Source organism: Klebsiella sp. HN106 (genome assembly GCF_051209435.1).
GTDB lineage: Bacteria > Pseudomonadota > Gammaproteobacteria > Enterobacterales > Enterobacteriaceae > Klebsiella > Klebsiella oxytoca.
The window spans coordinates 69,578-94,569 of record NZ_JBLURD010000013.1; the positions used below are offsets into that span (position 1 = coordinate 69,578).

At 45.8% G+C, this 24,992-nt stretch carries 26 protein-coding genes and 1 pseudogene; 17 read left to right on the forward strand and 10 right to left on the reverse strand.

Annotation, left to right across the window (positions count from 1 at the left end):
• Positions 1–8: 8 nt before the first annotated feature.
• Positions 9–3,314 carry a conjugal transfer protein TraG N-terminal domain-containing protein gene (locus ACSIPU_RS23495; RefSeq protein WP_435322329.1) on the forward strand — a complete coding sequence of 1,102 codons (3,306 nt, stop codon included), beginning with the start codon at positions 9–11 and terminating at the stop codon, positions 3,312–3,314.
• A 31-nt stretch (positions 3,315–3,345) separates the two neighbouring features.
• Here ACSIPU_RS23495 and ACSIPU_RS23500 read toward each other — a convergent pair whose 3' ends face one another.
• Entirely contained in the window at positions 3,346–3,552 is a 207-nt protein-coding gene (locus ACSIPU_RS23500; RefSeq protein ID WP_435322330.1) for a hypothetical protein, read from the reverse strand.
• Between the two features lie 250 nt (positions 3,553–3,802).
• On the opposite strand from ACSIPU_RS23500, the gene traN reads away from it, so the two are divergent.
• Positions 3,803–6,544 carry a conjugal transfer mating pair stabilization protein TraN gene (gene traN / locus ACSIPU_RS23505; RefSeq protein WP_435322331.1) on the forward strand — a complete coding sequence of 914 codons (2,742 nt, stop codon included), beginning with the start codon at positions 3,803–3,805 and terminating at the stop codon, positions 6,542–6,544.
• A gap of 59 nt (positions 6,545–6,603) precedes the next feature.
• Here traN and ACSIPU_RS23510 read toward each other — a convergent pair whose 3' ends face one another.
• The 6 genes from ACSIPU_RS23510 to ACSIPU_RS23535 are packed head-to-tail and all read right to left on the reverse strand — an operon-like array spanning position 6,604 to position 10,583.
• Positions 6,604–7,407 (reverse strand): hypothetical protein, encoded by an 804-nt coding sequence (locus ACSIPU_RS23510; RefSeq protein ID WP_348851497.1) that lies wholly within the window; start codon positions 7,405–7,407, stop codon positions 6,604–6,606.
• Between the two features lies 1 nt (position 7,408).
• On the reverse strand, positions 7,409–7,906 hold the full coding sequence (locus tag ACSIPU_RS23515; RefSeq protein WP_210846203.1) for a FlhC family transcriptional regulator: 498 nt from the start codon (positions 7,904–7,906) through the stop codon (positions 7,409–7,411).
• Positions 7,903–8,427 carry a hypothetical protein gene (locus tag ACSIPU_RS23520; protein ID WP_348851495.1) on the reverse strand — a complete coding sequence of 175 codons (525 nt, stop codon included), beginning with the start codon at positions 8,425–8,427 and terminating at the stop codon, positions 7,903–7,905. The genes ACSIPU_RS23515 and ACSIPU_RS23520 overlap by 4 nt, the downstream gene beginning before the upstream one ends.
• Positions 8,420–8,980, reverse strand: coding sequence for a lytic transglycosylase domain-containing protein (locus ACSIPU_RS23525; protein WP_348851494.1), 561 nt, complete (start codon positions 8,978–8,980; stop codon positions 8,420–8,422). The genes ACSIPU_RS23520 and ACSIPU_RS23525 overlap by 8 nt, the downstream gene beginning before the upstream one ends.
• Positions 8,981–9,002: 22 nt before the next feature.
• Entirely contained in the window at positions 9,003–9,545 is a 543-nt protein-coding gene (locus ACSIPU_RS23530; RefSeq protein ID WP_435322334.1) for a hypothetical protein, read from the reverse strand.
• 18 nt (positions 9,546–9,563) lie between these two features.
• On the reverse strand, positions 9,564–10,583 hold the full coding sequence (locus ACSIPU_RS23535) for a ParM/StbA family protein (protein ID WP_348851492.1): 1,020 nt from the start codon (positions 10,581–10,583) through the stop codon (positions 9,564–9,566).
• 852 nt (positions 10,584–11,435) lie between these two features.
• Between ACSIPU_RS23535 and mobI the strand changes: the two genes are divergently transcribed.
• The 7 genes from mobI (at position 11,436) to ACSIPU_RS23570 (ending at position 16,544) form a co-directional block, all read left to right on the forward strand.
• A complete protein-coding gene (gene mobI, locus ACSIPU_RS23540) occupies positions 11,436–11,825 on the forward strand; it encodes a conjugative transfer protein MobI(A/C) (protein WP_348851491.1) in 390 nt (129 codons plus the stop codon).
• Positions 11,826–11,883: 58 nt separating this feature from the next.
• Positions 11,884–12,363 (forward strand): hypothetical protein, encoded by a 480-nt coding sequence (locus ACSIPU_RS23545; protein WP_435322336.1) that lies wholly within the window; start codon positions 11,884–11,886, stop codon positions 12,361–12,363.
• A 722-nt stretch (positions 12,364–13,085) separates the two neighbouring features.
• Positions 13,086–14,006, forward strand: coding sequence for a hypothetical protein (locus ACSIPU_RS23550; protein ID WP_348851489.1), 921 nt, complete (start codon positions 13,086–13,088; stop codon positions 14,004–14,006).
• Positions 14,007–14,616: 610 nt separating this feature from the next.
• The gene (locus ACSIPU_RS23555) at positions 14,617–15,048 is read left to right on the forward strand and encodes a hypothetical protein (RefSeq protein ID WP_435322338.1); all 432 of its coding nucleotides are present in this window, start codon (positions 14,617–14,619) and stop codon (positions 15,046–15,048) included.
• Positions 15,049–15,350: 302 nt separating this feature from the next.
• Complete coding sequence (locus ACSIPU_RS23560; RefSeq protein ID WP_348851487.1) at positions 15,351–15,707, forward strand: hypothetical protein; 357 nt, start codon at positions 15,351–15,353, stop codon at positions 15,705–15,707.
• A 22-nt stretch (positions 15,708–15,729) separates the two neighbouring features.
• Entirely contained in the window at positions 15,730–16,014 is a 285-nt protein-coding gene (locus tag ACSIPU_RS23565; RefSeq protein WP_348851486.1) for a hypothetical protein, read from the forward strand.
• On the forward strand, positions 16,011–16,544 hold the full coding sequence (locus ACSIPU_RS23570) for an HAD domain-containing protein (RefSeq protein ID WP_435322340.1): 534 nt from the start codon (positions 16,011–16,013) through the stop codon (positions 16,542–16,544). Before ACSIPU_RS23565 ends, ACSIPU_RS23570 begins: the two co-directional genes overlap by 4 nt.
• Before the next feature lie 179 nt (positions 16,545–16,723).
• Here the strand turns inward: ACSIPU_RS23570 and ACSIPU_RS23575 are convergent, their stop codons facing one another.
• The gene (locus tag ACSIPU_RS23575) at positions 16,724–16,996 is read right to left on the reverse strand and encodes a glutaredoxin domain-containing protein (protein WP_435322342.1); all 273 of its coding nucleotides are present in this window, start codon (positions 16,994–16,996) and stop codon (positions 16,724–16,726) included.
• 188 nt (positions 16,997–17,184) lie between these two features.
• On the opposite strand from ACSIPU_RS23575, the gene ACSIPU_RS23580 reads away from it, so the two are divergent.
• The 4 genes from ACSIPU_RS23580 (at position 17,185) to ACSIPU_RS23595 (ending at position 21,416) form a co-directional block, all read left to right on the forward strand.
• Complete coding sequence (locus ACSIPU_RS23580) at positions 17,185–17,721, forward strand: HD family hydrolase (protein ID WP_435322344.1); 537 nt, start codon at positions 17,185–17,187, stop codon at positions 17,719–17,721.
• 901 nt (positions 17,722–18,622) lie between these two features.
• Complete coding sequence (locus tag ACSIPU_RS23585; protein WP_435322346.1) at positions 18,623–18,958, forward strand: hypothetical protein; 336 nt, start codon at positions 18,623–18,625, stop codon at positions 18,956–18,958.
• Positions 18,959–19,381: 423 nt separating this feature from the next.
• Positions 19,382–20,518 carry a hypothetical protein gene (locus ACSIPU_RS23590; protein WP_435322348.1) on the forward strand — a complete coding sequence of 379 codons (1,137 nt, stop codon included), beginning with the start codon at positions 19,382–19,384 and terminating at the stop codon, positions 20,516–20,518.
• 397 nt (positions 20,519–20,915) lie between these two features.
• Complete coding sequence (locus ACSIPU_RS23595) at positions 20,916–21,416, forward strand: hypothetical protein (RefSeq protein ID WP_348851480.1); 501 nt, start codon at positions 20,916–20,918, stop codon at positions 21,414–21,416.
• 449 nt (positions 21,417–21,865) lie between these two features.
• Here the strand turns inward: ACSIPU_RS23595 and ACSIPU_RS23600 are convergent, their stop codons facing one another.
• Both ACSIPU_RS23600 and ACSIPU_RS23605 read right to left on the reverse strand, forming a co-directional pair.
• Positions 21,866–21,988, reverse strand: a complete 123-nt coding sequence (locus tag ACSIPU_RS23600) for a type I toxin-antitoxin system Hok family toxin (protein ID WP_224776414.1) — start codon at positions 21,986–21,988, stop codon at positions 21,866–21,868.
• Positions 21,933–22,202 (reverse strand): annotated as a pseudogene (locus tag ACSIPU_RS23605) (DUF5431 family protein); the annotation flags it as partial. The pseudogene ACSIPU_RS23605 and the gene ACSIPU_RS23600, both read right to left, overlap by 56 nt.
• Before the next feature lie 218 nt (positions 22,203–22,420).
• On the opposite strand from ACSIPU_RS23605, the gene ACSIPU_RS23610 reads away from it, so the two are divergent.
• The 4 genes from ACSIPU_RS23610 to ACSIPU_RS23625 all read left to right on the forward strand — a co-directional run bounded on the left by ACSIPU_RS23610 (position 22,421) and on the right by ACSIPU_RS23625 (position 24,985).
• Positions 22,421–23,179, forward strand: coding sequence for a class I SAM-dependent methyltransferase (locus tag ACSIPU_RS23610; RefSeq protein WP_348851479.1), 759 nt, complete (start codon positions 22,421–22,423; stop codon positions 23,177–23,179).
• A gap of 164 nt (positions 23,180–23,343) precedes the next feature.
• Positions 23,344–24,336 carry a hypothetical protein gene (locus ACSIPU_RS23615; RefSeq protein WP_435322351.1) on the forward strand — a complete coding sequence of 331 codons (993 nt, stop codon included), beginning with the start codon at positions 23,344–23,346 and terminating at the stop codon, positions 24,334–24,336.
• A 36-nt stretch (positions 24,337–24,372) separates the two neighbouring features.
• On the forward strand, positions 24,373–24,543 hold the full coding sequence (locus tag ACSIPU_RS23620; protein WP_435322353.1) for a hypothetical protein: 171 nt from the start codon (positions 24,373–24,375) through the stop codon (positions 24,541–24,543).
• Positions 24,536–24,985 (forward strand): hypothetical protein, encoded by a 450-nt coding sequence (locus tag ACSIPU_RS23625; RefSeq protein WP_435322355.1) that lies wholly within the window; start codon positions 24,536–24,538, stop codon positions 24,983–24,985. The genes ACSIPU_RS23620 and ACSIPU_RS23625 overlap by 8 nt, the downstream gene beginning before the upstream one ends.
• Positions 24,986–24,992: the final 7 nt, after the last annotated feature.

Sequence of the window (24,992 nt, forward strand, 5' to 3'; positions counted from 1 at the left end):
GGGTATTTATGAGCGAGTGGAATATTTATACTGTTGGGAGCGTTGATTTTCTTTACAACGTACTCAATTCCATCGCGATGATGCTGAATAACGGGACTTATTCGGATACGTTCCGTATTTCAGCATTATTAGGTGTTATTGGGATTGTTATAGCCTCCGCTGTTTCTGGCGGTAAAACTCTGTCTTTTGGTCAGATGGCTGTGTGCATCGTCATGTACATGCTTTTCTTTCAAGTGTCAGCACGAGTTAATCTTGAAGATCTTACAACTGGTGAGTTCAGGGCTGTCGATAACGTCCCTTGGGGACTTGCGGCTCCAGCGTCTATTATATCAACGGTAGGTTACTCCGTTACAGAAAACATGGAGCAAGCCTTCTCTACGCCCGCAATGACAGAATATGGGGCGTTAGACCCATTATTCACTCTTACCGCATACTATGATGCTCTTAAAGACCCTATGCGCTGGAGGCTAGGCACAGGTGGAAGTAATCCTGATATCGCAGCTTCAATAGATAGCTATATTAGAACCTGTGTTATTAACGATATAAACCGAAATGCCACTACATATGCACATATCTGGAGAAACGGAGGTGGTGTTGACTCTGTAAGATCCAGTGATGCCTCAACGTATGTTATTCTTTACGATGGTCTTAACTCTAATGGGCCACAAGTAAATCCTAGAAACGCATCTCAATATACCTGTGCCGGAGCTTATACCAGACTTAAAAATCAAGCCGCAGGTTCATACCCAACTCTGGTTGCCACCTCTGGTCGGGTAATGGCCGCTTATGGACGCTGTGATGATACCTGTTCACCAGAGGTGAAAGTTACAAATATGATGAATTTCTATAACATAGCGTCTTCAAATGTTAGAGATTTTCAACTTCAAATGCTGATGATGCCTAACATTGCTAAAATCCCACAAGATGCGTACCTCGATTCATTTAAAGGTACTGCGGCAATTACTCGTGCACAAACTGCCACACAGCAAGCGTTCCAGTGGTCATCTGGTGGATCATCATTCTTATATTGGATGTCTTCCTTCATGCCAATATTTCAGGGTGTTATTTATGCATTAACGCCCTTTATGGCCTTCCTGTTAGGTCTGGGCGTAATGGGTCTTCGGCTAATTATGAAGTATTTCCTGATCATTGTTTGGACTCAGACATGGGTTCCTTTAGCCGCTGTGATCAACCTCTATATGCTTACAAAAATGCAGTCAGATTCCGCTGCTATTCTGTCTATTACTTCTGGTGTTTCAAGCTTAGGAACAGTAGCGTTCAATCAATTATATGACTTAATTGTTAACACCCAAAAGAATATTGCTCTTGCTGGTAATTTATTTGGCTTAATTCCAGCATTAGGAGGATTTATTGTTTGGGGTAGTTCTATAGCATTCAACTCACTTGCAAATTCAGCGGCTGCACCTTCGCCTGCTGATACTAAAGTTCTTGCACCAGATATGACTAACGCGCCAGCACTGAATAACAGAAGTGCAGAATTTTCCAATTCACCAATGTCTGGTACAACAATGACCGGTGCTTCTGGAATCGTCGGCTCTATATCTATGCAGGAAATGGCATCTTCTAATTTACAAAGTGCCGCTGCTAAAAAAGAAACAGCTTCTCAGCAAGAGTCTGCCGCTAGGAATGCCTTTGTTAATTCACTGGCATCAAATCAACATTCTGGTACGCATTCCACTGCCCAGAACGCACAGGTATCGTCCTCACTTAGTCAGGCGTTCGGAAGTGATGCATCTAAAATTTTCTCGTACATGGAGGCTCATGGAAAGACAGCTACTGATGCTGTCGCGGATCTGAACAGTGTTACTAAAGGTGGCTCTCTCGGCGTAGGCACAGGGAGTGGCCCCGGCGTTAGCGCTGGCGCGACAGCGGCAGTTTCAAGTGGATCGACTGACCAGCATGGTAATTCTATACAAGGCAGTGAATCATCCGGGGATCAGGACGCTGCTCGCCTCGCATCTTCATTGGGTGCCGGTTATGAGAAAAAGCTTTCAGGAGCTATAAACGATGTTGCCGCTCATACCAGTCAGTTTGGTATGTCATCAAGCGAAGGCTCATCTTATTCAAGCGCCTACAGCAACAGCCAGTCCGCCGAAAAAGCGTATTCAGAAGCTGAGACATTTAGCCAGTCTTCTGCCGTTAATCAGGCTATAGGTTTTGACGTCCTCGGTAAAAAAGTCACGTCATCACCGGGCCTTGAACAAAAAATGCAACAACTAATTAATGCGGAACCGGGATCTGCCCAACAACGTGATCAATATGCTAACCAATTGATGAGAAATGGTTTGAGTAGTGCCGAAGCACAGGGTGCTGCATCTGTATTGGCCTTAAAAGATGCAGGGAAGTTAAATGAGGTTGCGCACGAATTAGGATTTGTAAATGGTGGTAGCAGCCCGGAAATTACTTCTTCTGCTGCTTCTCAATATAGCAACGTTGCTCCAGATGCATCAGAAATCACAGGTAAAATTGACGGGATCGGTGGTGTAACTATGGCTGGTGTTTCTTCAACTCAAGGCGAGGCTCGTGGTACGGTCAGTACTCAGGAGGGGTATACCGCCCCTTCTGCAACTGCTGGAAGAGTTGGTGATCGCTTTGATAGTTATATTGCCGCAGATGGTCCTGTACAAACTGACCATAACAAACAAAGTGCAGAAGTAGTGACGTCTCAACAAGAGAGCGCCTATAACTCCATTGCTAATTTGGCTCCTTCCAGCATCGCTCGGGAAGGATTGAGCATTGTAAATAACCTCACTTCACGTATATCTGATGATAATCCTGTCATTCAGGAAACCCGACGTCAGGCGCAGGAAGTACAAGCTAAATATGGAAATAACTCTCAAGCCAGCGAAGCTATTGCCGAATACTATGCTCTCGGTAAGGCTGGAGTCACTGGCGATACCCTTCAGCAAGCCCGTGATAATGCCGTTGCTGCCATCTCATTAGATACAGGTGGTCATCAGTCTTCTGATGGCACAATTCACGGTGGTAATCGTGAATGGGGGGAACGAGCTGTTACAGCGATTGAATCAACCTTCGAACGTCAGGGTACTGATGACAGAAACACTCTGTCTACTGTCACCCTCGGTCTGAATGAAGCCGCAGGAAAAACGCTCCCATCAAACACCACAAGTCATGCAGAAGGTGGTAGCCTCACAGGAGCAAGGTCTAATGTTACAACTTCTGGGGGTGGTGAGGGTTCTGGTAATGGTGCATCAGCAAGTGATAATGAGGAAATTCGCATTGAAATAACCAGAGGTAATGAAAGCCCTGATCCACACAAAAGAAAGATTTAAGCTAAAAAGCCCCTTATTTTTGGGGCTTTTTTTATAGCTGAACAATCATAAAGACCAGTGGCAATGATGCAATCAACAGCCCAAACGTTATGATTTTTTCTTTAAACACCGCCGGAGTTATAGGCATCTCATTATTCTTACTCTCTGCCTTTTTCTCTGATTTAGAAGAACCCGATGGATAAAAGTTATGAACCGGCCCGGTCAGAGGCATGATCCCAAAGACACCAAAGTTATTCATTTCCTCACCTTTTCAAAAAACACTTTTACTAACTATAAAACAAAAATCGAGTAACGTTTTAGCCATTTTGACTATTTGCTAAAACCCCCTGTTTTGTCCCCTTTGTTTGTTGCTTACCAACAGCATCAACCATTATCGTGAACACTGTTCATATCCATATAGTCTCATGTCAACTGCCTGACCCGAATAGCCTAAGTGGATTTTTTTAGCAATTAGACGTTAGTTTTAGATGAAAAAAGGTGAACTAACTATGAAAAAACTTTTCCGTGAGCGGTGGTTTTCGATACCCATCTGCGCGCTGTCTATAATATCTCACCTCGGGCTAATCAGTTTTGTTCCATACGCAGTAGCTGCCGAAAGCACTGCAACAGCGACATCTACAAATCAAAAAGCACAAGATGCAGTGAACTTCTATAATACACTGCCCGGAATTTCTGCCAGTGGACAAGGAACTGTTACGTATGGAAGCGGCCAGACTGTTGACCTTAATTCTGTTTATCCTGACCAACAAGGTTCATCAACCTCTCTCGATTCATTAAAATCAGTCTACGGTGATGATTCAGCGACAAGCAAGCTAGGCTCCACAACAGGAACAACCCTAACTACTGAGGATTCTTTGCGTGGTGATGCGTACCGTACAGTGCAGAACGTATCCACAAAAACATCCTCCCTTAAAAATACTGATTCTATTTTCAATACCCATAAAGACTTCCTTGAAAACCAGAATGAGTATATGAGTTTGCTCGGCGATTGTTCAAAGCAAACTATTCTCGACTCGAAAGATCAGGTTAACCACATTCCTGACTACAGAGAATGCACCAGAACTGTCAGTGTTTCTGGTACATATAATCTTTCCCACCCCTATGTTGCCGGGGTTCTTTCTCATAGCTCTGGCCCTGCTAACATTCAGAGTTGTGGTGATGACTGTATCACCCTTTGGGTTGGTCAAGTTGGTGATGACTACTGGGCAGGTAAATGTACAATTTATGAGCAGTCAATGGCTGTTCGTGTCTATAACCCCGAGGCTATCACGTCCGCAAAAATCATCTATGCGACGTGGGATGACTATATGCAAATTTATCTCGGTGGCAACAAAGTCTGGGGTGGCCCTAAGCCGGGAATGATTGATGCTGGTACTGGTGGGAGAAGAAAACCCGCAACCTATAATAGTCCTGAGCAGTTTCCACCTGAAACTGCCGGTAGTTGTGAGCTAAATACCAGTTGGGCGGTTAACCCCAACGTGGACATAACGAATAGTTTTAAAGGTGTTAAGTCCGGCGATGAGATTTCCTTTAAAACACGCGTCTCCGTTAGTGGTAATGGGGAAGGTTATGCAAAACTTGAAATTCGCTTCGACCCCAATGCCGCTGTGACAAATGATATTTGGTCATCTGACAACGAAGGTTTAGATACCCTTAAGCAAGCTATCGATCAGGGCTACTGTCAGAACTATTCCGCAACGTGTAATGATAGTGTAACGCCTGATGCGAATGGATGCGCCATGATAAATGGTGCTTTGGTTTGTGAGGATGATCTGGTCGCTTCCCCTATTCCCGGCATTTCAAAATTTTGTCGTAGCGCAACTGTTGTCGCAAACTGTGGTACGCAGGAAGGCGTAAACAACACTTGCCAACAATACGAAAATGCCAGTTGTAATTTCATGAAGAGTACCTGCCTTGATGGGTCAACCGGAAATACCAGCGGATGCTGGCAAGCGAGTGAGGTTTGGGATTGTGGTAAAGACGTTACAGTACCTTCCACTGGAAGCCATGAAGAGTACCAATGTCCCGGAGGCGTACAGTGCATCAATGGCACATGTCTTGCTCCTACCTCTCAGCCAAGTGGTGACTTCGCTACGGCAGCAGCTATGCTGCAAGCGGCTACCTACGCACAAAATGAATTAGCTTGCGATACTACAGGTGAGTCGAATAACGATGCCTCAACCTGTCAAGTTTTCAAAGGTGAAGCAATGGAGTGCAAAACCGCTATGGGCGGTTGGGTGGATTGCTGCAATCAACCTGTGAACGTAAGTTGGATACAGTATCTACAGTTAACCTATTACACGCTCAAAGTTACTGATGCAGTATCCGTTCAGGCAGGTATTTTTGAGCAGGGTAAAGGCATTTTCGATATGGGGTCAGAGCTTGCCAGCAATGCTTTTGACGCTATAACAAAACCTGCCATATCAGCCTTTGATTCTTTAACAGGTAACGCTGGTTCTGCTGTCGCAGAGAAAATATCTGACTTAGGCATATCAAATGCGATCAATGAAGGCGTCAGCCAGTTGACTCAACAGGCGGCCCAATGGACGTTAGATACCTTCGGCCCAAGTGTGACTAACGCCATCTTTGAGGCTGGCGCTAGTGCCGGTGTATCGGAAGGTTCAAGTGCCGTGGGCGCAGATGGTGCTCTTACAGCGTCCACGCAGATCTCATCTACTTTGGTTTCCGCTGTCAGTGTTGTTGGTTATGCTTACATGGCTTACCAAATGGCAAACATCCTAGTTAATATCATTTGGGCCTGCACTGCCGATGAATTTAAACTTGCGGTCAAAAAAGAGACTAAACTCGCCGTATTCATTGACAGTTGGTGTCAGACGAAAGTCCTCGGTCAGTGCATAGAAAAACGTTCCAGCTACTGCGGTTTTAACTCTCAAATCGGAAGGATTATTCAGGAACAGGGCCGTCAGCAATTAGGTCTGAGTTGGGGTAATGATCCTAAAAACCCGGATTGTCGTGGGTTGACGCTTTTGGAGTTTGGTAAGATTGATTTCAATAAAATTGACCTCTCCGAATGGATTGGATCACTTTACGAAGCAGACCTTCTACCTACAGCAGATAGCGTTGATTTAGATAGCATTACCGGCAAAGGTAGTGTTCTGAACGTAGACGGCACCCGTAAAAACACACTTGAACGCTTCCAGAGTGGTGTTGATGGTGTGGATGTACAAGGGACAAAAGATACACTCGAAGAGCAAATGAGAGTCCAGTAATTATCTCCCTTCCCATAAAAAAACCCGCTTCGGCGGGTTTTTTTATGGCATAACCTTCATCAAATTTTCTTGAAGGCCAGTACTTCACCGTTATAAAAAACGTATGGCTGATGACTTTCATACCCCGGAATAAACAAGGCCCGCTTATCTCCGAACTTATTACTCATTTCGATCAAGCGCTGATGGTTCGATGGTTTTGAAGCGAGGTAAAACAGACAGGAAGAAAAGCCGAAAGGTTTGACCATCTCCGTCGTACTAATCGGCGGGCGAGGAAGACGTTCAGGCTCCAGATCTACTGGTTTCCCATTTGTCCCAGTGTGTTTATTCATGTAAGAAACACTACTTGAATATTTCGCACAACCCTCGCTTTCGTTATACCCGTCCATTTTCGGGAGCATATCCTTCACGATGGCAACGATTTCCTTTCCATCCTTATACTGATCTCCCGTTGTCCATGAACCTAACCGTGGAACACCATCCGGCACCGATGCAGGCCCATGAGCCGTCAGGACGCCAAGGGCTGGAATAAATGAGGTATTGGTAATCAAACCAGCAGCAATGTCAGCCACGCCATTTCCTGCGCTCTTCACTTTCCCCTGCGCCTGCCCCACACGTACTGGGGTTTCTAAAGGATAGATGTTTATTCCAGTACTGAGTTTGTTATAAATCAGGTAGTTATTACCATCATCAGCGATAACCATCAAATCCATTGCCCGCGCAAACTGCAACGCCTTAGAAGGGTTCTGATCCACAGTGATGGCTGGTTGGTTACTAGCACAGCCAGTCAGTAAAGCAGTAGCAGCAAACAGGCTAATCGTCAGTGCTTTCATGTTCATCGTCATTACCTTTATGGTTGTTGTCATGTCAGGTTCCGCTATCACAAAACGGACACTTGTGTTTCGCCCTGTCTTCATATGGCGATATGAAGTGATTTGAACAGTGGTTACACGTCACCATTTTTATTTCTTCTGTCCTGTAATCACGAGCCAGTATCCACGCTGCGTTTGCATCTATGATGATACCAGATGAATTCCGAGGCCGAAATTTATGGTGTAGCTTAAGATAAATCTCATATGCTGTGATTATCTCTCTTATGTCCGCTACCTTTTCCGGGTCTTTTGCTACTCTGAGATAGATAGTCATGAAGTTGGTTGCTTCAATCTTATCTTGTCGCATGACCAGAAAAGTAGTTGCGATTTTCAACCTTCCACGCCCAACATCTTCTAGCCCACTGCTTTTTTTCAGCGCATCAATCTGACGTTCTGGGGCACCAAGGGACGAGCAGATAATCACTTTCCTGAATCCCAGATTTACCATTTTTGAGATAAGGGTATCAGCTTCTTTTTTTGTTATCGGATTCATGCCACTCTCCAATGTTTATAACGGAGTTGCAGGTAGCGGCTCATCAGATGATGACCGTCTCCATTTTGCATTTGCCAGCGACCATTGAGAATGTCGCAAAGTTCGCAAACTGGACGAATTGATATTTCCCTTTTTATCAGGCAATCAATTACCCCGTCATGATCCATCTTTGAAAGAAATGAAAACGCTTCTTCAGAACCTGTCCAGAGGAAACGTTCTGAATCTCCAATCTCATTTATTTTAAGCCTTACGCTGTAGATAAGTACCGCAAGTTTCAAAATGTAGGAGTCCATTCTTGCAAACTTATCTACCTGATTTGTAGCCTTGTATGGGTCATGTTCAATGATGAAGATAGGCAACGACAACCCTTCAATTGCATTGAAAAGCTCAGCTCGTTGGTCTTTGTCATTAAGGATCACCTTGTCCTCTTCTGAAAAGTTGAAAGGGCTTTTGTAGAAACTGCTTTCACGAGTTTCAATGCATCCTGCACACGTCAAAAATGAAATATTTTCTTTAATCATTTTCAATTAACCTCTTCCAAATATATAAAACATTACGGGCATAATTTATAGCTTTAGCGCGTAGCTTTGGATTAGGCGTGTGGTAGCTTCCTATTGCTAGTTCGATGTCGTCAGGATTGTTTTTGATAGCAGCACAAAGAACTTTTGCCTGCACCTTGATGTTAGTTTCGATATCAAGAAGATCTTCCGGTTTTGAAACATAATGACCATTCCACTTATAGTTAACTTGTGAAATGCCTATGTCCGTAACCGATGTTGCTTTCATGTAGCGCACAAGAGCCTTCTTCGCATCTTCATAACTGGTGGGATAATAAGCTCCATAAACAGAGTTATTAAGCGCCCAAGGACTCGGGGCAACCCATCCTCCACCACCAGCTCTTTGTTTGCTCTCCCATAAAGCAATTGCATACATGAGGTAAGGATCAAGACCACACTCACCCTTACCATATTTTTCCCAAGCAGTTCCGCGAAGATCGACAATAGCCGCATTCGCTGGAGACTCCACTGCTATAACCCCTGTGACCACACACAGAGTCATAAGCAACTTTTTCATAACTACCCCACCAAGACTTAACCTACCCCAAAATGCGCCGTTTTCTTGTGTTAGGCACCTGCGGCGCACTGTTTTTGCTTCCTTCCCCGTCAGCATTGATTTGCTGATCAGAAGCATCCCCATTACCTGAATTTCTTTCTGGCACCCCCGTGCCATCTGAACGTACTGGTGTCGGTATATTTACTACCGGTGTAGTATTTTCACCTCCTGCGATTGCCTGCTCATTTACATTTAACTGAGGGATTGGTTGAACATTATCCCCGTTATTGACCATCTCTTTCTTATCTTCTCCCAGACCTGAACGGTCTTCGAAAACAGGTTTGTCAGTTTTTCTATCATCCCGACGATTCTTTCCAGTTGCCGTGGGGTTTTTCTTTTTGCTGCTAGAATTACGCCCCCTTGAGGGCGTAGTCAATTCAGCATTCATAAGTGCGACGTTATTTAGAAGGCACGCTTTGAAAGCAAGATTGGCAAGCACTCGCGCTCTCTTGCTAACAGGTGTAGCTTCCATTAATTCGTGTAGCTCAGGGTAAATACTTTCGTCCACAGTCACATGCACTTTCATATCGATATCCCGTGGCTGTTACTGTGCGTTGCTGTTGAGTTCTTCTACTCCGTAATGCCAATAGCCAATTGCATTGCTCGCTACGGGGTTAGGACTCTGAATTACCCGAGCGTTTTTGAAAGCATCTTTAATTGACTGGTCATAGAAGCGAGATCCGCCACCAGCAGAAATAATGATATGAACTGGCCCGATAGAACGAGTGCGTTTAAGTAGTTCAGCAACCACGGTTCCGACAATGCGCGGAGTAATCTTATCGACAAGTGGCTGAATCTCTACATTGCGAAAGCCGTTGTTGAAGGTTTTATCGCCACGGCGGAATGCAGTTTCAATGCGTTCAGCTTCCTGTGTCCCTTCTTCTGGAAATTCATCTTCCAGTGTGCGAATGATTTCATCAATGATGACACTGGTCGCGTTCAGTGAGGAACCGCTGAATTCGCGTTTTCTGTCTCCGCGAGAGAATGTCACATAGTCCATTGAGAAAAACCCCGGATCTATGACCAGAATATTTGAGAATTCAATGTCATCATCAGAGATCAGACCGTCACGGTTCAGTACATCGTTCATGATACCCACCCCTTGTGAAAGAACGACAACTTCTTTCACTGTAACGAACTTTCCGGGGGCTACTTCGTGTGTTCCAGTGAATCGTTTACAAAGCTGCTGACGTTCATCATCAGAGTTTGCGATTCGTACAGGAAGACCAGTAACCAGCACATCAATGATGTTGCTACGCCCACTCGTAGCCTTGATCAGAGAGCCGTAAAACAGCGCCATATACATTTCGCTGGTGTGATATTTATCATGAAGTTCACGATGACCAATACGATTTGTGAATACCCGCCACTCATTTCCATGAGGGTACACTTTCAATTCATGATCACTTTTCTTTGTCAGTGCTACGTCTGTTTCAGGCTCCGCAGTTGCGTAAGCTGGATAAACTGATACCGATGGCTCAAATGACTGGGTGTTACCACAGGCAATTTTCACGTTGCTGTAACCGATATCCAAACCGACTATGAAGTGTGAGTCTTGAGTCATTCTTTCACCTTTGATTTAAAAACAGCTAACGCCTCTGCCTTAGCTCAGTAAATTCTTGCACCCGGCAACTTCATAAAGAATCAGCCACATGCCGTTTATGTTCATAAGTCCTGTGACATCAGTGCATATCGATTTACAAGAGCTTACAAATGATACATTCTCCACGGTTAAAAACAACAACAAATGACATCCATTTGAATGTCGTTTTACACTCTTTTGAGAGATAAACAACATCCATTAAACCATCGTTCGCATGTCATTCAACTGTCTATTGAATGTGTCGCTTTCAACTGTACTACCATAATCTCATGCTTTGTTAAGGGGTCGAATAGCAAAATAATAATTTATTTAGTTTTTTCAAACCACACCACACCCGCCAACAAATGAGAACGTGAAACCAATCGATGAACTTCGTTTGAAAAATCACGATCGTTATCAAGTCTCACGAGAGCTTTCCTTCTTCTCTTCCGGCGTGCAGTTCATGCGGGAAAGAGAAAAAAACACGACAAAAACGCCCCTAAAAAACTTGTCTTTGTTCTTTACCCAGATATCCTGAAAATCGCTATAGGCATACAATATTTGTTATGTCTAATACATTGGCAGAAGTCACAGTGATGTGGGGCTTTTATAGGCAGAAACAACATGTTCTGCCTATGTATGTTATTGGCAATCTGGAGTTAAAAACATCAATATTTACCTCAAATCTGGAGATGCTTCGTGTGTTTCCCTTATAGGCAGAACACATCACTTCTGCCTATAAATAATATATATACATTTTTGATATTGAAACCCGTCGATGTTTATGGAGGTGTTATGAGGTATAGCGAGTATGTTGAGTCACTAAGGAAAGTTGTGAGCGAGTTAGATGGTGCTGTTCTTGTTCTCATTCAGGATGCGAACGTTTTGCTTGAGGAATTCTGGGTGGATGTGAAAGCGCGTAATGAGTTTGCTCCTTTTGCATTTAATATTCAGCAGCAGCAGGCGACATATCGAATCCGTTGGGGGTCGCTATACAAACCAAAAACTCGGGCTGGCGGAGAGTCTCGGCGGGTACAGATGAAGCACATAAATAAGGGAAAAGGAGACCAGTATTTTTTGTCTCAATTAAAGGGGTGTCCGGCATGGTTTGAAGTGCTTTTTTATAAGTACGAAACACAGCTAACAGAAATACGCAAAGCTATCCGTTCTAACCGTGCGATACGGATGCGTGTGTCAAAGTTGATTACACATTACGGAAAATAGTTTTGCGCAGGCTTAACTAACCCAAAAAGGCAATTTTGCCTAATTGAAAGGTATAAACATGTCAGAAGCTATTGTGAATAAACAGGTGTTGCTGGTGGTTAACCGGCTGATGAGAAATTTCATCAAGAAAATTGGGGAAAAAGATGAACCCCTTATCTGGGGCTTTAAGGCAAGTGAAGCCCTTCAAGAAAACACGGCTACTGTTCTCTCTGAGTGTATCGATAAGAAAAAGGTCTGCGCCGTGAAAATCCTGCATGAGCCAGTTCATATAGATGGAGGAAAGTCACCGCAACTTAAGGGACTCGGGAAAGGAACTGTCGTGTTTATCCCTAATGCGGACACATGGAATCAGGATACGCTTCTGCGTGTTGCCTTCCAGTCGTCCGAGGTTGGCTCAAAGGCATTACTCGGTTTCAGCGATCCCTCGCGTTTGTCTATGGGAATTTACCAGTTCATCGTAACTCAGCAGGTTAGTGACGATCTTGAACTATCGCAATGGGCCATCAACATGTCTACGCCGATTGGGGACGTCCGCTAACCTTTTATTTGCATGACGGGAAAACAAAAAAAGCCTCGCTGATATGCGGGGCTTTTTTTATGCACCGGAATTTGAGTCTTGATCAAGTGAGCCTTCAGGCGACCTCGGGCTAACAGGCGATACATGTGTTGGGCGGAACTGAGATGCGTAACACGCGGGTTCCCCCTAATGGGGCAGATACATGCTTTGTCAAAATGAGATAATGATTCACAAAGGATGGCTTTGAATATGGTTAACGTAGCGATGCTGTTTAAGTGGATAACGGTAAAAAAGGTAGGGTTTTCTTTTTGGAGCGTTAGCGACGCACGGGTGATAGCTAAGATGACATGGATATATGGCAAATGGAATCGAGTGGAAGTTCGGTGCATGGTGTACCCCTCAATTGTAGGTTTCACATGGCGGAGGTTGGGTTATCATTGTGAAATTATTTCTCTATTATATTAATGATTTAAGTGTTTGTAGGTTCTGTGTAAGTGAGTGATTATGTTACATAATTGTTTTCAATTAAGTGTGTTTCAGGTTTTCATAACCCCGCCGCAAGAGCGGGGTTTTTGGTTTTCGAGGGTTTGGTTAACATTAGTGTGTCAGCCTTAAATGTTTTTGAGCCGATGGGTTTGCAGGCTATGTTGCGTATACGATAGATTATCTCGTGGTTGAAATAACCACAGCAATGTTAATGCAAGTAACAATCAATCAGTAAGAACGAGAGGAATTTACTCGAAATGAAAATCATGACAAAGAACGTGCGTATATCAGATGATTTGATCGCTCGCATTGATGCAGAGCTACCCAGAACCGGAAGGACTCGTAACGCCGAGTTGGTTGCTTTGATTGAAGAGGCAATCATTGAAATGAAGTATTCCCGAGGATACGAACTAACAGATCCAGAGTTAATAGCAGAGGATGAAACTATAGCCTTATCAGGGGGCGGTTCATACCAGATACGAATACCACAACCACTGGAACGGATAATTGTTGATGATGTACCGGGCTTGGTGGATTTTTCGGGTGAAACGCGCCATGCGAGTGAAACATTCAGTGAAAAGGTTCGATACCTTCTTCTGCGTGGATTATCTTCTCGCGGTGCTGTTATTGCGGTGGAGTTAGAATCAATTGCAGGCAGTGTTTATCAGGATAAGGAAATTGAAGGAAAGTTTATCGGTTATAACAAAGGACATAATTCTAAACTTGACCAGATGCTTGATCTTGGTGATGCATTTAAAGAGTTTATGTGTCGAACACAGGGCCATGTTCTTCTTATTGGTGCAACAGGGACGGGAAAGAGTTTTTGTACGGGATTTTATAAAACAGTCAGTAAAGGTGAATGCCATTTTTTAGATTTGATGCCACAAGGTACGAGAAGCTCGAACCCGAGACGGGTAATCCTTTTATGGTCAAACGATAAGAAATATAGTGATATGAAAACACTTATATTAGATGATGCTAATTGCCTAGATAATGATTACCTAAATATTTTTTTGAAAAAATCCGGAAAGAAAAATGTTCGTATCGTTTTGACGTGTCAGCATGAAACGGATTTGGATAAAGAGGTTTTAAATTCGATAAGCCATAAGCTTAACTGCAACTGGGGTATTGATGGGAAGGTTGTTTTGGTGAGTGAAATTCAGGGGGGCAAGGTTTGATTTAATACCAATAATTTTTAATTTTTGCTATTCGACCCCCATCCTCGGCATGTGATAATTTTATTAACTATCAAGTCGTGGCGGGGGGTTTATGTTGGTACAAAGAGACGGTGTTACTTTCGTTGATGTTGTTATGCGTAATTACGAACCGGGCGACGCGTTCTTACATGCGCAGCAGCTACGTGATAAATACGGGAAGAACGTTAGTATTAGTTATTGCATCAGAAACCGGGTGCCAGAGTTTAAGTTTCGTCTGACGCTGAAAGAGAAGAGTCCATGCCGGGTTATGTAATCCCTTCCCTTCTTCTCTCTGGTTTTATCATTGCGCTCAGAAAGGTGATTACATATCACCTTTCGGCACACAAATACGTAACGCTGAATAAGTTCTATAGTCATAAGTTTGGTTGGCGGTATGCTGGTGTTTTTATCGTTAGCTATCGCGCGTCCGGGACGTTTGTTGTTATGCATGGAAAAATTTTTGGTATGGATGACAGTAATGCAGGCAGGCCGGTTTTTGTTTTAAACCCTGACTGTTTCAGGAGTGGTAGTGTCACTATGCTAAAAACTGGTGGTCGGTTATATTTGTTGACTGGAAAATTATGAGGTTGCTATGAGTGAAGGTATGTTTGGTCTTCCTATAAAACCACCGAGTGCGCTGTACTGGTTTAACGTATCATTGCTGTTGTTAGTTCTTGTGTCGTTCTATGCTCTGACATCTGGTTCTTTTCCGGGGGCGTTTGTTGTGGTTTCGCTTGGTTTAATGGCTGCTGCTGGCATGAAGAAACCACTTGTGAGTGCGCAGGCAGTTATCAGAAGCGAGAAAGGTTTTCTGATTTATGCGTTGTGTGTTCTTTCTATGTGCAATCTTCTCGATCATGTACTTCACAAGCCGGTATCTTTTCCCGGAGTAATAAGCGTTATTCTCTCTGGTATTGTCGGCTTTAATCTTGGCCGTTATGCGGTCATTGGTCGCTTTAGTTTAGAAGAGCCACCAGCAAGTAACATCAAGAATGAACAGGTGAGTACACCAGAACATGAATAGGGCCAGCTAGCATATCGCTTAACCGGCTTAGGCCGGTTTTTTTTGGTTTATTTAAACGCGTTCTTATCGGTAAGACTTGAGTTAAGATGCAGTGCATGAGAAATGAATGATGGTTTTTATCATTCTCGGGATATTGCCCCAGTGAAGTATGGATATAAATGAGTACGTAGAGTTCACTATGTCTCGATCACAATAACGACACCATACTGGGTTTAATCATAACCGTGAGGTTGGTAGAAACTTGTTTCTGCCTGCCGAGGGGTTGGCCGAAGGCATACTTTGAACTTAGAGGGAAATTGCGTATGAGTTATTGTGAATTTAGTGCTGGCGTATTACTGGCTTGTGCCAAAGTTGCCGAGCAGGATGGTAGCCTTCCTATCGTGAAAGATTTACTGAGTGGCACCTTTTCATCACTGGCAGAACTGGCTGACTATCCTGAAAATGATGTAATGGCCATTCGCAACAATGTTACCGGTTATAGCGAAGCGCCGATTGGGGTGGATGCCGATTACGAGACTATCTATTGTTCGCTGGTGGATGGTCGTTTATTCGCCCTCTCACCATGTGGCCGATTCCGCGTAGATATATCTGGACTCTCAGCGGCTAAAACAAACGAACTACTTGCAGGCTGGAATCAGCAGCTTATGGCAGGCCAATAATTTTCTGAAACATGGTGGGTACATGAAGGTAAAAACTAAACACGGTTGGAGTGAGACAGATAAATTTGAAGAGTTTTCCCATGTGTTGTGCGGTGAAAAAATGATTTTTTGCGTGACAAGTTCTCTCGACCTTAACAATCTTGTCGTGACCCACGCAGAAACGGGATGGAAAGTATGCGATATTGATTTCCTTGAAGTTGCCCGGCTTGGGGAGCTTGAAGCGGCAAAAAAATCGCTGGAAGAGTTTATCCGCGCCACCAGCGAAAAAAAATTCTATGACGTGATCCTGCATGTGCGGGAGCAATGATGTTGCGCTGTCTTTTGAATTGGTTAAGTGAATTAAATGGCCGTACTGTTCCACTCCCCGGCCTGCCGGTTGAACCGTTGAGTTGTGAGGGCGAATTTTGGTTAGATGTAAATCCATCACGGCACTGGCTGTTTCTCGACATTGATGGTGTGCTACACAGAGCTGAAAACGGTAGCCTTGAATTTATGCCTGTTCTGGAGGATTTGTTAGCCAGTCATCCTAACGTGGGGATCATCCTTTCTACCAACTGGCGCATTGGCGTAAGCCGTGATGCTATTCTCCGTCATTTTCCACCAGCCGTTCGTGAACGCATAGCTGGCGCTAATCCCGATTTGGATGGCAAGGTTGTAGAATATGTGCGGTGGCAGGAATGCATGTCCGTCGTTGAGAATTTCGGCCTTGAGCGCTACACGTTTGTTGATGACACAGCGCGGCTGTTTCCATTAAATTGTCCTAATCTGTTTTTGACATCCCGGCATCAGGGACTAAATCGCGATGCGGCAGAGCAACTTTGTCGCAGGCTTTCGTGAGGTAATACTGGTATGGGCCAATATCCGGGGGTCGAGCTGGACAAGAAGAGCCTGAAAAAAATTAAGGCGTTCAGTAGTCACAGCGTCTCTGTCTAATGCTCCTGCTCGTCGCATCAGATATTTTTTGTGGGGCAATAAAAAGCCACCAAACTCAGGTGGCTTTTTTATTTATTGCTGGTTCATAGTGTTATGGCTATCGGGCCGAGTTCTGTTCCCTGTGCTTGTCCATCCTCCAGCTTTCTGATCAGGTCAGGTCTGAATCCGCTCCAACCAACCGGGCCATTTTCAGTCTGCACAATCACTACCGGTGCACTGGAGAAACCAAGGCTACGTAACTGCTCAGCAACATTGCTCGCTGATGCTTCTGTAAATTCAATTTCTGCACGTTTCATTGCTGTTTTCGTTGCCACGCATGGGCCGCAGTTTTGGTTTGAGTAGACAGTGATTTTCATGGTGTATATCCCCGTAGATGCATATGTCTATTTTGTTGATGTTTTTATATTTTACCCCGCGCATCTTGATGGCCGAATAGGCTGGGTTGAAAAACAACCAAAACGGCAATGCCCTCTCCTGCCATCAACTTCGGCGAGCCTGACCTCTGTGGTAGCTTGGTTCTATACATACTACTGGGGAAATACACATGCCTTGGATCAAAACACTTTCCCGGAAAAGGTTCGACTTTCTGAACCCTGATCCGGCAAGCATCTGCATTGAGGACATTGCGTGCGCCCTGTCAAACATATGTCGCTTTACCGGTCATCTTGAAACGATGTACAGCGTTGCGCAGCATTCTGTTCTGGTGAGCGAGCTGGTTCCGGTAGAACTGGCACTTGAGGCGTTATTGCATGATGGTTCAGAAGCGTACTGCAATGACATATCCAGCCCGCTAAAGACGCTGCTGCCTGAGTACCGGGAGATTGAAGGTCGTATCCAGACAGCCATAAATCATCGGTTTGGTATTTATACACCCAAGAACCCGCTGATAAAGCGTGCTGACCTGATCATGCTGTCAACTGAAATGCGCGACCTCGGCGAATACGATGAAGATGAGACACCTGATCCAGTGCTTTATCCACCAGCATCATTCATTATAAAACCTGTCGATTCATTTACAGCCAGAAAAATATTTATTGAAAAATTTCATGAGCTTAGAAAAATGGTATCGGTTTCGGAGTAAATAATTTCACCGAGAAGTAACTTCATGTTAATCTAACCTTCTGTGGTTGATATAACCACAGAAGCTTTAAGTAAATGGTGTGGCGAACATGTCTGCCGGGGGGCAGCTTGTTCTATAAGAAGGGGAATGATGAGACTAATTTCGTCATGTTACCGACGATGATAATTGCGTTGGTTGTTTTGGGGGTTTTTGTCGTGATGCTGGTGGGGCAAGAAAGCGACATGAGGATTATCGGAACGATAGTGTCTGTTTTGCTGATGTTATCTGCCCGGATGCTGTCTAAGGTCTGGATGAGCACCGGCAATATCAGAACCCCAAAACTTGAGTAGGATGCTCTGCTATCCTTTTTGCAAAAATAGGCCGGTTAACCCGGTCTTTTTTTTGCCTTAACCACCCTTCCCTGCCTATCTTCTGACCGCTTTCCTCTACGCCCGGATCTCCTTCTGCTGTTCTGCCTGATACTGGTGTTAGCCTGCGAATATTATCATGCCGATATTTGTGCCATAATTTTCACGCCGATACATTTCGGCGCAAAATGATTGGAGGTCAGCGGATGCCGCAGGATGTCATCGAGAAAGTCCGGGCAGCTCTCGCTGCAAGGAGTCTTACGCTGATCAGCAGCCTCGCTCGTATAGTCATGATTCTGCCCGAGCGTGGCAGGGTGAACATAATGGTGCGTGGTGCTGATGGCCGTGAAGATGCAGCGACACTGATGCTTGATGAAAATGGTATCGTAAGCGTTCAGTTGTCAGATGAGGGCCGGAACGTAAGGCTTCTTACTCGCACAAAGAAGTGAACTTAAGTTTGAAAGTGACTAACATAAATCATGGTGGAAAAACTGCCGCGTTCTTTGGATAACCCGGTTCGCCGGGTTATTTTATCAATCCGTGCAGGAGTACGCATGAAATTTCAAACCCGAGATCGTTTATTGATGGTGGCACGTCCTGTGTTCACTCTGGGGAGTATCACCGGGCTGGTGGTAGAGAAATTTCTCAAGATGATGCCGTTGACACTGTTCTGGGTTTCTATCGCAGCAAGCCTCTATCTTGATGTGTCATTCAGTACCCTGTTCGCGCATCCCCAGTCTCTCATAAAATTCTCTATGCTCACTAATGTTCTGCTTGCCGTCGCCTTCTCCATTAAGCAGATAAGTAACAACATTGATGTTTTCTACGCGGCTCAAACTGGGGGGATGGTGGCAGGGAAAAACTATGCAGGGGCATCCCGGAGCGAATAAGCCTTCTGGTGATTTGGCGAGAAATATATCGATATGAATTTCATTTGCATATCATCGACCTGAAAGTTAGTCTAAGGAAAGTCCAACACCAGCGTGAAAAACAAAACAATCTCCAGTAATAGCCTCCTTTTGAAACCCGGCTCATCAGCCGGTTTTTTTTGTCCTGAAATCTAACGCGACGATAATGCCACCAGTTATCACGGGATGAACCGCTCTGCGAAAACCCCTTTCACTGAAAAGCCGGTTTTTCCCTTCGTCCATCAGCGACTGAGGCGCGGGCTGACGCCCGACACCGAGCGCCCCGCTTCACCTCAAAGCGGCTGTGCGTGGTAGGGTTTTCACACCTGATTGACTTATACTTGTGTGATGAAAATACTCGCCACTCTTAGACGTAACCCCTACATCTACGGACTCTGCCGGTCTGTGTTGATTATCTATTCTGTCGCGTGTGCCGGGATCATCATCTACAAACAGGCATTCCCGGCAAGCAGGGCGCTGGACGCGAACGCCCGTCAGTTTTACAACAAATACCAGCCCCCCATAGAGCGGGACACTACGTTCACCCCTTCTCGCCTCTCTCACCGCATAATAGCAATGGATGCCGATGACGGAATAATCGGGGTTGCGACCACCAGCGATGCGCTGGCAAATGTGAACCACTTTCTTTCTGATGTTGCTCACCGCTGCCACTATGCTCCGGGGGATGAAGCTGCTGCGACGTTCCTGAACTGTGCCAACGGCGTACTGCATGGGCATTTCTACTACCACTCTGCTGATGATGCTGGCCGGGGATATGCAGAACATAATTCGGACTGTGACGCCAATGTGTTCCTGATGATGGATGCGGCGAAAGAGGCGGGCCTCCCCACCTACATCGTTTATGCGCCCGGCCATGCGTTTATCGCGTGGAAAGATGAGCATGGTGGTTTTCGCTATCACGAAACGACGGGGAAAAACAACGAAGGCAGACCCTTTGATTTCAGGAACGGACTGTATAAAAAAACGATGGACAGAACGTACTACTCCCCGCGAGCGTATGGCGACCCCGTAATTCCTGCCATCTATAGGGCTTTAACGTCGTCAATATCCGGGCGTGGAGGGGAGTTACCGGCGCTGGTGAACCGTTACCCGGACAATGCTCTGATAGTGAGTGCGTTGTTACGCTGGAAGCGCCAGCACGGAACTATTTCACCTGACGACGTTGACCGCATAGAGAGCACCCTGACAACCGACATCACTGATTCTGGGTTGTATCTATCACTAACTGATTTCTATCTCAGGGCCGGATCACGAGACCGAGCACGAGAAGCTTTTGACCACGTACCGGCACGCGACTGCGGTGATGAATGTTACGGGTACGGATTCCGTCTCGGGATCACGAAATTCAAGCTAATGAACCCGGTATGGAAACCATACTCTGCATACATGAGCGGCCACGGGGTGAGCGCGAACACATGGACGTTCTGGGGGATATGGCCGAAACTGATTATCCTGCTGGTGGTCTTGACGTTTATCATTCACTGGGTATTGACCGCAAATAAACCAGAGAAAGATTCTTGATGGCATAGCTGACGAGAGGGTGTGACTAGCCCTGAACCCTGACCATTAGCCCTTACGCCTTCCCCTCTATGCCAAAGTTTTTAGGACATGGCTATCTTCCTGAGATAGTGCCTGCAATCCTGACTGTAGCTATCCTCGGTACAGGGATTGCTCTGGTGTGTCGCAAACTCACGAGGGCCAGTAGCTTACCTCTTGCTGGCGCTGGTAACGCAACTGATCTGCGGCTTCCTCGTTTATCTGTTTGCTAATAGTTATCCTGCAAATTAACTCTCAATGGCTTCGCGGGGTATTTTCCCGCTGCCATTCCTTACCCTTTCTGAACAGCACCCGCCCTTCGGATGGTAAGGTGTCGATGCTATCCTTAATCATATACAGTATGAATAAGGAGATTATCTTCATGAACCTGCCAAATGTCGTTTTTGTCAGTCTTACTAACGGTGATGAAATTCTTTGTGTCAACGGTGCGCTGATTATGCAGTCAGAGGCCAACTGTTCAGTGCATGGTGTGCATGAAACAGCGACCACACTGGCTAAATCACTGGGCGTTAAGCTGGTGGAGTACAACAACACGCCCGTCCCTGATTATGACGAATGGACGGTAGACGACGTGCTGAGCACTCTGCCCGAACTGCCGTTCACCTGCGGTGAATGTGGGCGCGTCTATGACGATTCTGCCGTCTGTATGTCGGACGACTGCCCCAGCCACACAGCGCTGGTGTCCGAAGTCAGTGAGAACCGAGTGAACAACGTGGTGAAATTCCTGATGAACTCATATCAGCTTACGACGGAGGAAGCGGAGGACTTTGCCGAGCGCGGGAACTACTCCTATGTGCTGAGCGGAAACCTTGCATCTGAGCATTACTTTGAGAAAAAGAAAGCGGCTTTACGGGCCGGGTAAAAAAATCCCTGCTTTGCTATTCGGGGTCTCTCTGCGGTGGGTTATCGTTTTAGGGCATACATACGTCACCGGACTTAAAACTGGGAATCGGGCCAGACACAACCCGTTAGAAAACAGGAGGATTTATGTAAATGCATAAATTTAAATCAGAGACTAAATAAACTTTACTGCCCGGCATGAACATCGGCCAGATCTGGTGCAAGATGTTCTTTCATGCCCCTCAACTGGAGGGGCATGGCCCCCTTCCTGATCAAAGCAGCCCCCTCCACCAGCCGTCATCTGCCCAATGATGCATATAAATATATTTTTCTTCGCGCCTGAGAACCCATGCGCCGGAAAAGGAAAAAGGGGCTACCGGCGAACCGGCAACCCCTTCATTAAAGGCGCTTCAGGCATGTCCAGACAGTCTCAGCCCCTGAATGGCGGGGGTTACCCCCCGCCGGGGTTGGCTACTTAGCGGATTCGTAAGCCATGAAAGCCGCCACCTCCCTGTTCGTGTCCCTGTACCGGATTTCGCAGAGCGATTTTCTGGTCAGGTACGTGAATATCAATAGCGTGAGACACACTATCAATACACACCAGATCAGGGTACTTCGTGGCAGTTTCATGGCCTTCTTCTCCTTGCCTTGCGGCAGCTAAGAGGCTATTCTGTTGGTGTCTAGTCAAGCAGATGGCCTCGTTTGGTTGGTTAATGAAAATTAACTTCCTACGGGGCTTTCTTCTTTCTGCCTCACAACACGGTAACAAACCACCTTCACGTATGAGGCAAAAAGCCTCAAGCGCCACGGTAATTATATCGCCTTACAGCGCTTTCTGACCAGAAATATCCGATCATTCCGCTAGTTACGTCAGGAAAAAACTGGCCGCGAATACCTGAAAAACAATTCACTGCGTTCCTGTAACCCCCTCCACTGTGCGGGGTTTATTTTATGGAGCTGAACCCTTCGGGGCGCTTTTTGAACATGCTAGCTTATTCATACACTATATGAATAAGGGTTTTTGTTATGCACGTTACTCAGGATGTCCTTTCCGTTTTATCCGACTGCCAGTTTCATGCTAATCAGCTTGTACTCCCCGACCAACTTGACCGTGCCCTGTACGTGAAGACGAATAAAGTCATTGAGCTTGCCGGAGGCAAGTGGAACCGAAAGGCAAAAGCCCACCTGTTCCCGGTTAATGCTGAGGAACGTATAGAGCTGGTCATCCTCACGGCGTCAGTGGATAAGCCAAAAGACGACTTCAATTTTTTCCCTACTTCAGAGAAGGTCATCCGTCACATGCTCGACAGCGTTTCCCTTCATGCTGGTGATCGGGTGCTGGAACCATCCTGCGGTGACGGACGAATCCTGTATGCCGCATATCAGGAGCAACCAGACATCATTCTGACTGGTGTTGAACTTGAGCCGGTACGAGCTGAACTGCTTCGCAAAAATGAGCTGATCACGAGTACCGGTGCAGAGCTGGTGGAATGTGATTTTCTGAGCTGGAACCCGGCGAAGAAGTTCGATGTAATCCTGATGAACCCGCCGTTTATCAAATCTGCTGATGTTAATCATGTTGATCGCGCTATCTCAATGCTCGACAAGGGCGGTCGCCTTTCTGCCGTGATGTCTGCGGGCGTGAAATTCCGTAACACCAAACTGATAAAGGCATTCCGGGAGCGGGTTGCCAACTTAGGTGGGGAGTTTACTGACCTTGAACCCGGCTCTTTTAAGGAGTCAGGCACAATGGTGAATACGGTGCTTTTAGAGTTGAACCTCTGACCATTATTTCTTGAATGAACAAAGCCCGCAATCTGTGGGCTTTGTTGTTTAGAGGGTGAAAAAAACGCTGATATGCTATTCGGCACCTTTTTACAGCATGGTAGCTTAAATCATACGGTATATGAATAAGACAAAGCCTGTTACCACCATACAAGGAAATGATCATGCGCAGCAAAATCAGTAACGTTGTGATTGCTCTGTTTAGTCTGTTCTTAGCTGTTTCGTTCTCTGCCGAAGCTGGGTACAAGTCCAGCTATAAGAGTTCATATCGTTCTTCATACAAATCATCGTCCAGTTCGCGCTCGTACTCTACCCCGTCATCATCCACCAGCAAGCCCCTCTCTACTGGAACGAAAGCCGCTGCGGCTGGCGCTGTGGTATCAGCAGGTGCGGTATCTGCGTCAGAAAAGGCTTCTGGCGGACTAACGGGTAGTAAAAGTGCGGAAGCGACAGGTAAATCCGCAAGCGGAGCCACTGTAAGTGGTGTTGCTGCAAAAAAGTCAGCGACTGGCGCTGAGTTGGTGGATAAAAAAGGCAAAATTGCCACATCGAGTAACACGACAACAAAATCAATGAACAGTCGTGGCCCAGATTCAATCCCCGGTGTAACTAATAAATCATCACTAAGTTACACGGCCCCATCTCAAAACCTTACCAAAACCATTATAGAGCGAGATCGTAGCAACGGTTTTAGTTGGTCGCACCTTGCAATGCTGTACTGGCTCACCAGCAGTAGTAACAGCCATGCATCTTCCTTATCCAGTAGCGATAAAGACTGGATTCAGCAGCAGATCAAAGAGCAGGAAAGTAGTGGTGAAAGCCGGGAAGCGGCTATCAATGAGTTGAAAGAAGCCGGGGTTGATACATCTGCGTTGAAGGTTGTAGATGACAGCCATCACGCTGACAAGCCGTCAGACTCCTTCTCCTATGATATGCCGAAAGCATTTAGTGCGGATCACGTATGGATGTTCATTGTCACAGCATCGCAGGACGGCAAGCAACAGGCACCATCATGCGAGCTGCAAGGTGCGACATTTATGGCGAAACAAGACAAGCTTTTCGTCAAGTGGAAAGCGCCAGCAACTGCCGGGCAGAAAACGGAAATGAAGTGCAAAGCCTTTGGCGTAGAAGAAGTTAAAACGCTGGTGTCTGCCTGATTGGACATCAGCAAAACGCGGAGCGGAGAAGAGTTTATGGCTGATTTTGCCTCTACAAATAAAAATGCGTGGTTTGAGCAACTTTGCCTTATGGCGGAAATCAACGGTGAAAATGCCGGTGACAAAAACGACTGGGAAGGCATCTATCAAGCGGGTACACCTGTCGATTCAGCTTACTACGACGCCTTTGGTGGTTACGATGACTGATGTGAAAGCATACCGGCCCGATGGGGGCGATATCAGCGAAGGACGTTTACGTGAGATCGCGGACAACCCTTACGGCGATGAGGAAAAAAGCTGGCTGGCAAAAACTGTTTTGTCCCGCGCCAACCTGAAACCGGTGGGCTACGTTGACTCCTGCAATCTGCGTCGTATGCAGCGTGGTGAAATAGATTCGGCTGCAATTTTCCTGTCACCAGAAAGTACCCCTGTGTTTACCGATGTGCCGATAAATCTGATGAACGCGGAGTTAGCCCTTCTGCGCCTACACTGCGATGAGCTGGTGGACGCACTGCATACCGCCCTGCCGTTCGTTGAAGACCATGAAGACTCAGCGGTGTACAAACCCGGCGCAGTACAGGCCGCATTGAAGAAAATTCGCAAAGTCATCATAAACAACAGCAACAAAACCAAGCCGGACAGTCAATGATGTATGA

Bases quoted from the DNA above. Each gene is read 5' to 3' on its own strand.
- ACSIPU_RS23495 (WP_435322329.1), top strand. From the start codon at position 9: ATGAGCGAGTGGAATATTTATACTGTTGGGAGCGTTGATTTTCTTTAC.
- ACSIPU_RS23500 (WP_435322330.1), bottom strand. From the start codon at position 3,552: ATGAATAACTTTGGTGTCTTTGGGATCATGCCTCTGACCGGGCCGGTT.
- traN (WP_435322331.1), top strand. From the start codon at position 3,803: ATGAAAAAACTTTTCCGTGAGCGGTGGTTTTCGATACCCATCTGCGCG.
- ACSIPU_RS23510 (WP_348851497.1), bottom strand. From the start codon at position 7,407: ATGACAACAACCATAAAGGTAATGACGATGAACATGAAAGCACTGACG.
- ACSIPU_RS23515 (WP_210846203.1), bottom strand. From the start codon at position 7,906: ATGAATCCGATAACAAAAAAAGAAGCTGATACCCTTATCTCAAAAATG.
- ACSIPU_RS23520 (WP_348851495.1), bottom strand. From the start codon at position 8,427: ATGATTAAAGAAAATATTTCATTTTTGACGTGTGCAGGATGCATTGAA.
- ACSIPU_RS23525 (WP_348851494.1), bottom strand. From the start codon at position 8,980: ATGAAAAAGTTGCTTATGACTCTGTGTGTGGTCACAGGGGTTATAGCA.
- ACSIPU_RS23530 (WP_435322334.1), bottom strand. From the start codon at position 9,545: ATGAAAGTGCATGTGACTGTGGACGAAAGTATTTACCCTGAGCTACAC.
- ACSIPU_RS23535 (WP_348851492.1), bottom strand. From the start codon at position 10,583: ATGACTCAAGACTCACACTTCATAGTCGGTTTGGATATCGGTTACAGC.
- ACSIPU_RS23545 (WP_435322336.1), top strand. From the start codon at position 11,884: ATGTCAGAAGCTATTGTGAATAAACAGGTGTTGCTGGTGGTTAACCGG.
- ACSIPU_RS23550 (WP_348851489.1), top strand. From the start codon at position 13,086: ATGAAAATCATGACAAAGAACGTGCGTATATCAGATGATTTGATCGCT.
- ACSIPU_RS23555 (WP_435322338.1), top strand. From the start codon at position 14,617: ATGAGTGAAGGTATGTTTGGTCTTCCTATAAAACCACCGAGTGCGCTG.
- ACSIPU_RS23560 (WP_348851487.1), top strand. From the start codon at position 15,351: ATGAGTTATTGTGAATTTAGTGCTGGCGTATTACTGGCTTGTGCCAAA.
- ACSIPU_RS23565 (WP_348851486.1), top strand. From the start codon at position 15,730: ATGAAGGTAAAAACTAAACACGGTTGGAGTGAGACAGATAAATTTGAA.
- ACSIPU_RS23570 (WP_435322340.1), top strand. From the start codon at position 16,011: ATGATGTTGCGCTGTCTTTTGAATTGGTTAAGTGAATTAAATGGCCGT.
- ACSIPU_RS23575 (WP_435322342.1), bottom strand. From the start codon at position 16,996: ATGAAAATCACTGTCTACTCAAACCAAAACTGCGGCCCATGCGTGGCA.
- ACSIPU_RS23580 (WP_435322344.1), top strand. From the start codon at position 17,185: ATGCCTTGGATCAAAACACTTTCCCGGAAAAGGTTCGACTTTCTGAAC.
- ACSIPU_RS23585 (WP_435322346.1), top strand. From the start codon at position 18,623: ATGAAATTTCAAACCCGAGATCGTTTATTGATGGTGGCACGTCCTGTG.
- ACSIPU_RS23595 (WP_348851480.1), top strand. From the start codon at position 20,916: ATGAACCTGCCAAATGTCGTTTTTGTCAGTCTTACTAACGGTGATGAA.
- ACSIPU_RS23610 (WP_348851479.1), top strand. From the start codon at position 22,421: ATGCACGTTACTCAGGATGTCCTTTCCGTTTTATCCGACTGCCAGTTT.
- ACSIPU_RS23615 (WP_435322351.1), top strand. From the start codon at position 23,344: ATGCGCAGCAAAATCAGTAACGTTGTGATTGCTCTGTTTAGTCTGTTC.
- ACSIPU_RS23620 (WP_435322353.1), top strand. From the start codon at position 24,373: ATGGCTGATTTTGCCTCTACAAATAAAAATGCGTGGTTTGAGCAACTT.
- ACSIPU_RS23625 (WP_435322355.1), top strand. From the start codon at position 24,536: ATGACTGATGTGAAAGCATACCGGCCCGATGGGGGCGATATCAGCGAA.